The organism is Streptomyces sp. NPDC012794 (assembly GCF_042901085.1).
Taxonomy (GTDB): domain Bacteria; phylum Actinomycetota; class Actinomycetes; order Streptomycetales; family Streptomycetaceae; genus Streptomyces.
On record NZ_JBIBCI010000028.1, the window covers coordinates 42271 to 52123 of the forward strand.

Annotated in this window: 8 protein-coding genes; 4 read left to right on the forward strand and 4 right to left on the reverse strand. The window is 72.9% G+C overall.

All coding sequences use genetic code 11. From position 1 onward, the window contains the following. Positions 1-48 precede the first annotated feature (48 nt). From ACFY7H_RS31655 to ACFY7H_RS31665, 3 genes are all read right to left on the reverse strand, one after another. Complete coding sequence (locus tag ACFY7H_RS31655) at positions 49-768, reverse strand: gamma-glutamyl-gamma-aminobutyrate hydrolase family protein (protein ID WP_388945321.1); 720 nt, start codon at positions 766-768, stop codon at positions 49-51. A gap of 46 nt (positions 769-814) precedes the next feature. Beyond that, entirely contained in the window at positions 815-2296 is a 1482-nt protein-coding gene (gene eat, locus ACFY7H_RS31660; RefSeq protein WP_388945324.1) for an ethanolamine permease, read from the reverse strand. Positions 2297-2440: 144 nt separating this feature from the next. Further along, complete coding sequence (locus ACFY7H_RS31665; protein ID WP_388945327.1) at positions 2441-3187, reverse strand: FadR/GntR family transcriptional regulator; 747 nt, start codon at positions 3185-3187, stop codon at positions 2441-2443. 77 nt (positions 3188-3264) lie between these two features. On the opposite strand from ACFY7H_RS31665, the gene ACFY7H_RS31670 reads away from it, so the two are divergent. The 4 genes from ACFY7H_RS31670 to ACFY7H_RS31685 all read left to right on the forward strand — a co-directional run bounded on the left by ACFY7H_RS31670 (position 3265) and on the right by ACFY7H_RS31685 (position 8215). Next, positions 3265-4629, forward strand: a complete 1365-nt coding sequence (locus ACFY7H_RS31670) for a glutamine synthetase family protein (RefSeq protein WP_388945330.1) — start codon at positions 3265-3267, stop codon at positions 4627-4629. A gap of 36 nt (positions 4630-4665) precedes the next feature. Beyond that, positions 4666-6030: an aldehyde dehydrogenase family protein gene (locus ACFY7H_RS31675; RefSeq protein WP_388945333.1), complete on the forward strand. Its 1365-nt coding sequence runs from the start codon at positions 4666-4668 to the stop codon at positions 6028-6030. 5 nt (positions 6031-6035) lie between these two features. Next, positions 6036-6827 (forward strand): 3-oxoacyl-ACP reductase, encoded by a 792-nt coding sequence (locus ACFY7H_RS31680; RefSeq protein WP_388945339.1) that lies wholly within the window; start codon positions 6036-6038, stop codon positions 6825-6827. Positions 6828-6928: 101 nt separating this feature from the next. Further along, on the forward strand, positions 6929-8215 hold the full coding sequence (locus ACFY7H_RS31685; RefSeq protein ID WP_388945342.1) for an HAD family hydrolase: 1287 nt from the start codon (positions 6929-6931) through the stop codon (positions 8213-8215). On the opposite strand, the gene ACFY7H_RS31690 is transcribed toward ACFY7H_RS31685, so the two are convergent. Continuing rightward, the gene (locus ACFY7H_RS31690; protein ID WP_388945345.1) at positions 8212-9405 is read right to left on the reverse strand and encodes an amino acid deaminase/aldolase; all 1194 of its coding nucleotides are present in this window, start codon (positions 9403-9405) and stop codon (positions 8212-8214) included. The genes ACFY7H_RS31685 and ACFY7H_RS31690 overlap by 4 nt on opposite strands. Positions 9406-9853: the final 448 nt, after the last annotated feature.

Below are 9853 nucleotides of genomic sequence, written 5' to 3' on the forward strand. Positions count from 1 at the left end.
CCCCGGCGCCCGGGAGGAGGCGCCAGGGGCCCGTGGGCGGATCCGGGGTCAGGACACCGGCACCGGCACCGGTGCCGCGCGACGGTCGGCGGCGGCCTCGATCAGGGAGTCCATCACCCGGGTGTCCTTGTCCCGCTCCGGGTGCCACTGGACGCCCAGGACGTAGCGGGAACGGTCGGGGTCCTCGATGGCCTCCACCGTGCCGTCGTCCGCGTAGGCCGAGACGACCAGGCCCCGGCCCAGGAGGTCCACGGCCTGGTGGTGGTAGGTCGGGACGTCCGCCTTCTCGGGGACCAGCTCCGCGTAACGGGTGCCCGCAACGGGGGTGACGGGGTGCCAGGAGGTGACGCCCGGAGTGTGGACGTGCCCGTCGATGTGCTGGATCAGGGTTCCGCCCAGGGCCACGTTCAGGGCCTGCATGCCCCGGCAGATCCCGAGCACGGGCAGGTCCGCCTCCAGGGCCGCCCCGATCAGGGCGAGTTCCCATTCGTCGCGGACGCGCGCGGGGGGACCCGTACGGGGGTCGCGCGCGGCACCGTAGAGGCGCGGGTCCACGTCCGGGCCGCCCGAGACGATCAGTCCGTCCAGCCGGCCCAGCACCTCCGCCGCCCGCTCCGGTTCGTCCGGCGGCAGCAGCACGGCCGCCCCGCCCGCCGCCTGGACGAGCTCGTAGTACCCGGAGGGCACGAGCGACGTGGGCAGGTCCCACACGTTGTAGCGGGTGGATTCCTCGACGTAGGTGGTGATGCCGATGAGCGGCCTGGGCACGGATTACCTCCAGGGTGGTGCCGGACAGCGTGCGGGGCTAAGGATTTCAGTCGCGGGTCAACTCCGCCTCGGCTTCCGCCAGCGCGGCGGCTTCTTCCTCAGGTGCCGAGGCCACGAGGCGGTGGCGGCTGTAGAAGGCGAAGTAGGCCAGGGCGACGGCGTACACGGCGAGGGCGATGAGCGCCGCGTCCTGGTCCACCAGGAAGGTGGCGACCAGCGCCGACAGGGCCAGTGCGAAGGCGACGGACGAGGTCAGGACCCCTCCGGGGGTGCGGTACGGCCGTTCCAGGCCGGGCTCCCGGCGGCGCAGCACGATGTGCGAGAGGGCCATCAGGGCGTACGAGATGGTCGCTCCGAACACCGCGATGTTCAGCATCCGCGCACCGTCGCCGGTGGCCGCAGCCAGGGCGAATCCGATGGCGCCGGGGATCACCAGTCCGAGGTACGGGGCCTTGCGCTTCGAGGTGAGCGAGAGGAAGCGCGGCAGGTACCCGGCCCGGGAGAGGGCGAAGAGCTGGCGCGAGCCCGCGTAGATGAGGGAGAAGAAGGAGGCGACCAGGCCGGCGAGTCCGGCGTAGTTGACGAAGCGGCTGAGCGCGGTCGGTCCGCCGTCCCCCTCCAGGGCCACGACCAAGGGGTTTCCGGCGGTCCTGACGGCGTCGGCGCCCTGGGCGCCGGTGGCGGCGAAGAAGGTGATCAGGGCGAGGAGGGCGAGGACGCCCATGGAGATGGCGAGGGCCTTCGGCATGGCGCGGACCGGGTCCTTGGCCTCCTCGGCGGCCAGCGGCACGCCCTCGACCCCCAGGAAGAACCACATGCCGAAGGGGAAGGCCGCCCAGATGCCGAGGACCCCGAAGGGCAGCCAGGAACTGGAGCCGAACGCGCTCGTGTCCACGGCGATGTCGTCCAGCGAGCCCGCGTCGAACTCGGTGAGCGCCCCGAGCGCGAAGATCAGCAGCGCGGCCACGGCCACGGCGGTGACGACGAGGCTGAAGCGCAGCGCCTCGCCCACGCCCCACAGGTGCACGCCGATGAAGACGACGAAGCAGCCGAGGTAGACCGGCCAGCTGGAGGTCAGTCCGAACAGGCCGAGCGATTCGACGTAGTCGCCGATGAAGATGACGATCGCCGCCGGGGCCAGGACGTACTCGATGAGGATGGCGGTGCCGGTGAGGAAACCGCCCCACGGGCCGAGCGCGCGGCGGGCGAAGCCGTAGCCGCCGCCCGCCGTCGGCAGGATGGTGGACAGCTCGGCGAGGGAGAACACCAGGCAGGCGTACATCGCGCCCATGAGGACCGTGGCGATGGCCAGCCCGCCGAAACCGCCCTTGTCCAGGCCCACGTTCCAGCCGGAGAAGTCGCCGGAGACGACGTACGCGACGCCGAGCCCGGTCAGCAGCAGCCAGCCGGCGCTGCCGCGGCGCAGGGTGCGGCGCTCCAGGTACTCCGCGTCGGCGTTCTTCGCGGCGGCGTCCTTCGCGAGGGCCGGTGGTGCGGATGCGGGCACGGGTGCGGTGTCGTCGGCCATGTGCGCTCCTGCCTAGGGCAATGCAATGGTTGTGAGGCGTACCTTTGCGCCATGGGCGGGGAACGCGCAAGACCCCCGCGTTAAACAGGGGTTACGAAAACCTCTCCGGCCCCGCCGGAGCCGTCGCCCCGCCCGCGCGCCGCCTCAGGACAGGAACCCGCGCAGCAGGGCCGCCGTCCCGCAGCAGTGCTCGCGCATCACCGCGCGGGCCCCGTCGGCGTCGCGTTCGAGCACAGCCTCCACCAGGGCCGTGTGCTGCTGCTGCGAGTGCTCCAGATTGCGCACCAGCAGCGGGATGCAGTCCAGCAGCTCGTTCACCGTCGCCCGGACGGCGGCGTACTGGGCCGTCAGGGTGGCGGAGCCGGCCAGCTCGCACAGGGTGAGGTGGAAGAGGGTGTCCTGGCGGCGGTACTCGGCGAGCGGGGCGTCGTGGGTGGCGGCGAGCGCGGTCAGCAGCCGTTCCGCCTGCTCCTCGGAGAGCCCCTGCGAGGCGCACAGCCCGGCCGCGCCCACCTCCAGCACCTCGCGGAAGCGCAGCGCGTCCTCGATGTCCACGCCCGCCACGCGCCGCCGCAGCTCCTCCTCGGCGCCGCCGGCCGGCGGGTCGGGACGGGCCAGCACGAACGTTCCGCCGTACCGTCCGCGCCGGGCCTCCACCAGCCCCTGGTCCTGCAGCACCTTGAGCACCTCGCGCAGGGTGACCCGGCTGATCCCCATCCGCTCCGCCAGCTCCCGCTCGGGCGGCAGCCGTTCCCCGCCCGGCACCAGGCCCAGCCGCACCACCTGGAGGATCTGCTCCAGAGCCTCCTCGAAACCGTTGCCCGCCCGCACCTGCCGCAGTACGGGATTCAGCCGCGCGATCGCGCCACCGCCATCCGCCGTGTCGGTCATCTCGGCTCCTCCCCTTCCCAAGCAATGGTTCTATTCAATACCTTAGGCCTCCTCGGCTCACCGAAGGAGAGATTCCAGTGGTAGACCGCATGCCACCGCTCGCGCCCGGGGAGCTCCGTGCCCTCGTCGCGAGCGGTGAGATCGACACAGTCGTCCTGGCCTTCCCCGACATGCAGGGACGTCTCCAGGGCAAGCGGTTCGCCGCACAGTTCTTCCTCGACGAGGTCCTCGCCCACGGCACCGAGGGCTGCAACTACCTCCTCGCCGTCGACACCGACATGAACACCGTCGACGGCTACGAGATGTCCTCCTGGGACCGCGGCTACGGCGACTTCGCCATGCACCCCGACCCCGCCACCCTGCGCCGCATCCCGTGGAACCCCGGCAGCGCCTTCATCATGGCCGACCTGGCCTGGAGCGACGGCACGCCCGTCGTCGCCGCACCCCGCCAGATCCTGCGCCGCCAGCTGGAGCGCCTCGCCGAACTCGGCTACACCGCCATGGTCGGCACCGAGCTGGAGTTCATGGTCTTCCAGGACACCTACGAACAGGCCTGGAACGCCAACTACCGCGGCCTGACCCCCGCCAACCAGTACAACATCGACTACTCCGTCCTCGGCACCGGCCGCGTCGAACCCCTCCTGCGCCGCATCCGCAACGAGATGCAGGCCGCCGGCCTGGTCGTCGAGTCCGCCAAGGGCGAGTGCAACCTCGGCCAGCACGAGATCGCCTTCCGCTACGACGAGGCGCTCACCACCTGCGACCAGCACGCCGTCTACAAGACCGGCGCCAAGGAGATCGCCGCCCAGGAGGGCGTCTCGCTCACCTTCATGGCCAAGTACGACGAGCGCGAGGGCAACTCCTGCCACATCCACCTCTCGCTCGCCGACACCGAAGGACACAACGCCATGGCCGGGGACGGCCCGGACGGGATGTCACCGCTGATGCGGCACTTCCTGGCCGGCCAGCTGGCCGCGCTGCGCGACTTCTCCCTTCTCTACGCCCCGAACATCAACTCGTACAAGCGTTTCCGCCCCGGATCCTTCGCCCCGACCGCCGTCGCCTGGGGCGTCGACAACCGCACCTGCGCCCTGCGCGTGGTCGGCCACGGCCGCTCCACCCGCTTCGAGAACCGCCTCCCCGGCGGGGACGTCAACCCGTACCTCGCCGTCGCCGGCCTGGTCGCGGCAGGACTCTACGGCGTCGAGAACCGCCTCGAACTGCCGGACCCCTGCAGCGGCAACGCCTACACCGCCGACTTCGCCCACGTCCCCACCACCCTGCGCGAGGCCGCGGAACTGTGGGAGAACAGCGAGATCGCCAAGGCGGCCTTCGGCCCCGAGGTCGTCGCCCACTACCGCAACATGGCCCGCGTCGAACTCGACGCCTACGACTCCGCGGTCACCGACTGGGAGCTGCGCCGCTCCTTCGAACGCCTGTAGAAGCCACCCCGAACCGAACACCAGGAAGGCACCCACGTGTCCGATGTGCTGGAAGTACTGAATCCGGCCACCGAGGAAACCGTCGCCACCGTCCCGGCCGCCACACGGGACGATGTCGACGACGCCGTCGCCCGGGCCGCCAGAGCCCAGCGCGCCTGGGCGGCGGCACCCCCCGCGGACCGGGCCCGGCTCCTGCGCCGCTTCGCGGCGGTGGTCGACGGACACATCGAGGAACTGGCCCGCCTGGAGGTCGCCGAGGCCGGCCACACCATCGGCAACGCCCGCTGGGAGGCCGGCAACGTACGCGACCTCCTCGACTTCGCCGCCGGGGGAGTGGAACGCCTCTCCGGCCGCCAGATCCCCGTCGCCGGGGGCATCGACGTCACCTTCCTCGAACCCCTCGGCGTCATCGGCGTGATCGCGCCGTGGAACTTCCCCATGCCGATCGCCGCCTGGGGCTTGGCACCCGCCCTCGCCGCGGGCAACGCCGTCATCCTCAAGCCCGCCGAGACCACCCCCCTCACCGCCCTGCGCCTCGCCGAACTCGCCCTCGAAGCCGGGATCCCCGAACACCTCTTCCAGGTGCTCCCCGGCCACGGAGCGGTCACCGGCGACGCGCTGGTCGAACACCCCGGCGTCGCGAAGATCGTCTTCACCGGCTCCACCCGGGTCGGCAAGCAGATCATGGCCAAGTGCGCCGACCGCGTGAAGCGCCTCACCCTCGAACTCGGCGGCAAGAGCCCCAACATCGTCTTCGCCGACGCCGACTTGGAGGCCGCCGCCGCGGCCGCGCCCATGGCCTACCTGGACAACACCGGCCAGGACTGCTGCGCCCGCACCCGGATCCTCGTACAGCGCTCCGCCTACGACCGCTTCCTGGAGCTCGTCGCCCCCGGCATCGAGTCCGTCGTCGTCGGCGACCCGCTGGACGAGAGGACGCAGATGGGCCCGCTCATCTCCCGCGGCCAGCTGGAGCGCGTCCGCTCGTACGTCACCGACGACCTCAGCACCATCCGCGGCAAGGCCCCCGAGGGCCCCGGCTTCTGGTACCCGCCGACCCTCGTCACGGACGTGGACCCCACCGCGCCCGTCGCCGCCGAAGAGGTCTTCGGCCCGGTCGCCGTCATCCTCCCCTTCGAGGACGAGGAGGACGCCGTACGCCTGGCCAACGCGACCGAGTACGGACTCTCCGGCTCCCTCTGGACCCGCGACGTCGGCCGCGCCCTGCGCGTGTCCCGCGCCGTCCGGGCCGGCAACCTCTCCGTCAACTCCCACAGCAGCGTCCGCTACTGGACCCCCTTCGGCGGATACAAGCAGTCCGGCCTCGGCCGCGAGCTCGGACCCGACGCCCTCACCGCTTTCACCGAGACCAAGAACGTCTTCATCAGCACGGAGGCCTGAACCCCATGACCGACCGCACCGAAGAGATCGTCTGCCGCCGCCTGGTCGGCCGCACCGCCGTCATCACCGGAGCCGGCAGCGGCATCGGTCTCGCCACCGCCCGCCGCCTCGCCTCCGAAGGCGCCAACGTCGTCTGCGCCGACATCGACCCGGCCGCCGGCAAGGCCGCCGCCGAGGAGGTCGGCGGCACCTTCGTCCAGGTCGACGTCACCGACAAGGACCAGGTGGAGGCCCTCTTCAAGACGGCCTTCGACACCTACGGCTCCGTCGACATCGCCTTCAACAACGCCGGCATCTCGCCCCCGGACGACGACTCCATCCTCACCACCGAGCTCGACGCCTGGCGCCGCGTCCAGGACGTCAACCTCACCTCCGTCTACCTCTGCTGCAAGGCCGCCCTCCCCTACATGCAGCGCCAGGGACGCGGCTCCATCATCAACACCGCCTCCTTCGTGGCCATCATGGGCGCCGCCACCTCCCAGATCTCCTACACCGCCTCCAAGGGCGGCGTCCTCGCCATGTCCCGCGAACTCGGCGTCCAGTTCGCCCGCGAGGGCATCCGCGTCAACGCCCTCTGCCCGGGCCCCGTCAACACCCCCCTGCTCCAGGAACTGTTCGCCAAGGACCCCGAGCGCGCCGCCCGCCGCCTCGTGCACATCCCGCTCGGCCGGTTCGCCGAACCCACCGAGATCGCCGCCGCCGTCGCCTTCCTCGCCAGCGACGACTCCTCCTTCATCAACGCCACCGACTTCCTGGTCGACGGAGGCATCTCCGGCGCGTACGTCACCCCCCTGTAGGCCGGCTCACCCCCTCGACGGCGGCCGGGCGTCCACGACGCCCGGCCGCCGTGCTCCACCGTCCCCGGCGATCCCGTACGAGAACAGGAGCACCAGCCCACGTGACCCGACCCTCCCCCGCCCGACGGCTCCAGACCCTCGCCGCCGCCGTCGCGACGGCCGCCGCGACCCTCACCACCGCCGCCCCCGCCCAGGCCGCACCCACCGCCTGCACCACCCCGGAACCCGGCGCGGGCTGGTACGGGGACAACCGGGCCCGCCTCCAGCAGCTCATCGACCGGTACGGCGACTGCGCCCCGCACCGCCCGCACCGCGCCAGACCCGTCGCCGTCTTCGACTGGGACAACACCGTCGTCAAGAACGACGTCGGCGACGCCACCATGTTCTGGCTCCTGCGCAACGGAAAGGTCCGCCAGCCCCACGGCGGCGACTGGAGCACCACCAGCCGCCACCTCACCCCGGCCGCTGCCCAGGCCCTCGCCACCGCCTGCGGCCCCCTCGCCCGCCCCGGCGCCCCCCTGCCCACCGGCACCCCCGAGGGCGCCGCCTGCGCCGACGAACTCCACACCGTCTACGGCACCTCCGCCACCCGCACCGGCGCCGCCGCCTTCGCCGGCTGGGACCGCCGTACGACCGACCCCGCCTACGCCTGGCTGCCGCAGCTGATGCAGGGCTGGGCCGCCGACGAGGTACGCGGCTTCGCGGCCGCCGCCCGCACCGAGAACCTCGCCGCGCCCATCGGCGCCGTGCAGCGGGTGGGCACCGGCACCGCCACCGCCTGGGTCCGCTACTACGACCAGCAGCGCGACCTGATCGAGACGCTCCGGCGCGCCGGCTTCGACGTCTGGATCAGCTCCGCCTCCCCGCAGCCCGTCGTCGAGGTCTGGGCCCAGGACGTAGGCATCGCGGCGGACCACGTCATCGGCATCCGCAACACCACCCGCGACGGCAGGCTGACCAGCCACTTCCAGGGCTGCGGATCCGTCCCCGACGGCGCAGACACGATGACCACCTACATCGACGGCAAGCGCTGCTGGATCAACCAGGAGGTCTTCGGCGTCCGCGGCCGCGCCGCCGAGAAGGTCCAGCCGCCCGCCCGCCGCCAGGTCTTCGCCGCGGGCGACTCCGACACCGACATCTCCTTCCTGCGCGACGCCACCGCCCTGCGCCTGGTCATCAACCGCAACAAGAACGAACTCATGTGCCGCGCCTACGACAACAGCGACGGCAAGTGGATCGTGAACCCGATGTTCATCGAACCCAAGAAGCAGAAGCCCGGCCCCTACCCCTGCTCCACCACCGGCTACACCGACCACGACGGCACACCGGCCCCCGTCCGCCGCCCCGACGCGAGCATCGTCCCCGACCAGACGGACACGGTCTTCTAGAGGAACGTCCGCCCCTCACCCCGATACGTCGGAACGGACCCGGTCACCCGGTCGCCCTCCACCAGGTGCAGGGTGTCGAACCGTTCGCACAGCTCACCGGCCTTCGCGTGCCGGAACCAGACCCGGTCGCCGATCAGCAGGTCGTCGGCCGGGCTCCCCAGCAGCGGGGTCTGCACCTCGCCCGCGCCCTCCTGCGGGTCGTAGCGCAGCCCGGCCGGCAGGTACGGCACCGGCAGCCGGTCGGCCCCCGCCGCCCCGGAAGCCGGATAGCCACCGCCCAGCACCGTCACCACCCCCACCCCGGGCCGCCGGACCACCGGCTGCGCGAACAGCGCCGCCGGACGCCCCCGGAACGTCGTGTAGTTGTCGAACAGCCGCGGTACGTACAGCCCCGACCCGGCGGCGATCTCCGTCACCGCCTCCTCCGCCGCCGTCTCCGCGACGCTGCCCGTCCCGCCGCCGTTGACGAACTCCAGCTCCCCCACCACCGCCCGCACGGCCCGCACCGCCTCGGCGCGCCGCACCGCCAGCTCCTTGCGCGCCGCGCCCTGCATCAGCCGGATCACCCGCGAACGCACCGGCCGCCCGGCCAGCGCGTCCCCGACGCCGGCCACATGCCCCTCGTAGCCCATCAGCCCCACCACCCGGAACCCCGGCCGCGCCGCCACCGCCGCCGCCAGCTCCGCCAGCTGCCCCGGCTCCCGCAGAGGCGACCGCCGCGCCCCGACCCGCACCCGCCCGCCGAGCAACCGCAGGGCCGTGTCCAGCTCCAGGCACACCCGCACCACCTCGGCCCCACCGCCCCGCGCCCGGTCGATGAGGTCCAACTGCGCGGGGTCGTCCACCATCACCGTCACCGCGGAAGCCAACTTCGCGTCACCGGTCAGCTCCGCGAACCCGCCCCGGTCGGCGGAAGGGTAGGCGAGCAGCACGTCCTCGAACCCGGACCGGGCGAGCCACAGCGACTCGGCGAGGGTGTACGACATGACCCCGGCGAACCCCGGCCGGGCCAGCACCCGTTCGAGCAGCGCCCGGCACCGCACGGACTTGCTCGCGACCCGGACCGGCTTCCCGCCGGCCCGCCGCACGAGATCGTCGGCGTTGGCGTCGAAGGCGTCCAGGTCCACGATGGCCAGGGGCGCGTCGAGATGCGCGGTCGCCCGGTCGTACCGGGCCCGGTCCGAAGTCATGGGCGGCAGCTTGCCAGACGGCTCTACCGGTGGGTAGGCCCTTGCCCTGGCCGGGCCGTCCGTGCGCCCCGCTGCGCGCCCCGTCCCCTGGGGCCTCCGCCCCCAGCCCCCCCCGCGCCTCAAACGCCGGCGAGGCTGAGGGGGCCGGCCAACCCGGAGTTGCTACGTGAGGGGGCGGGGACGGGGTGGGGTGTCGTCCGGGGCTAAAACGAGATGAATTCGGCGCGCGGTGCCCCGTACAACCAAAACCCGGAACGGGCGCCGAACATCGAAGCCCGCCCCGGACGACACCCCCCCCCCGCCCCCCCCCCCCCCCCCCCCCCCCCCCCCCCCCCCCCCCCCCCCCCCCCCCGCCCCCCCCCCCCCCCCCCCCCCCCCCCCCCCCCCCCCCCCCCCCCCCCCCCCCCCCCCCCCCCCCCCCCCCCCCCCCCCCCCCCCCCCCCCCCCC

Bases quoted from the DNA above. Each gene is read 5' to 3' on its own strand.
- eat (WP_388945324.1), bottom strand. From the start codon at position 2,296: ATGGCCGACGACACCGCACCCGTGCCCGCATCCGCACCACCGGCCCTC.
- ACFY7H_RS31665 (WP_388945327.1), bottom strand. From the start codon at position 3,187: ATGACCGACACGGCGGATGGCGGTGGCGCGATCGCGCGGCTGAATCCC.
- ACFY7H_RS31680 (WP_388945339.1), top strand. From the start codon at position 6,036: ATGACCGACCGCACCGAAGAGATCGTCTGCCGCCGCCTGGTCGGCCGC.
- ACFY7H_RS31690 (WP_388945345.1), bottom strand. From the start codon at position 9,405: ATGACTTCGGACCGGGCCCGGTACGACCGGGCGACCGCGCATCTCGAC.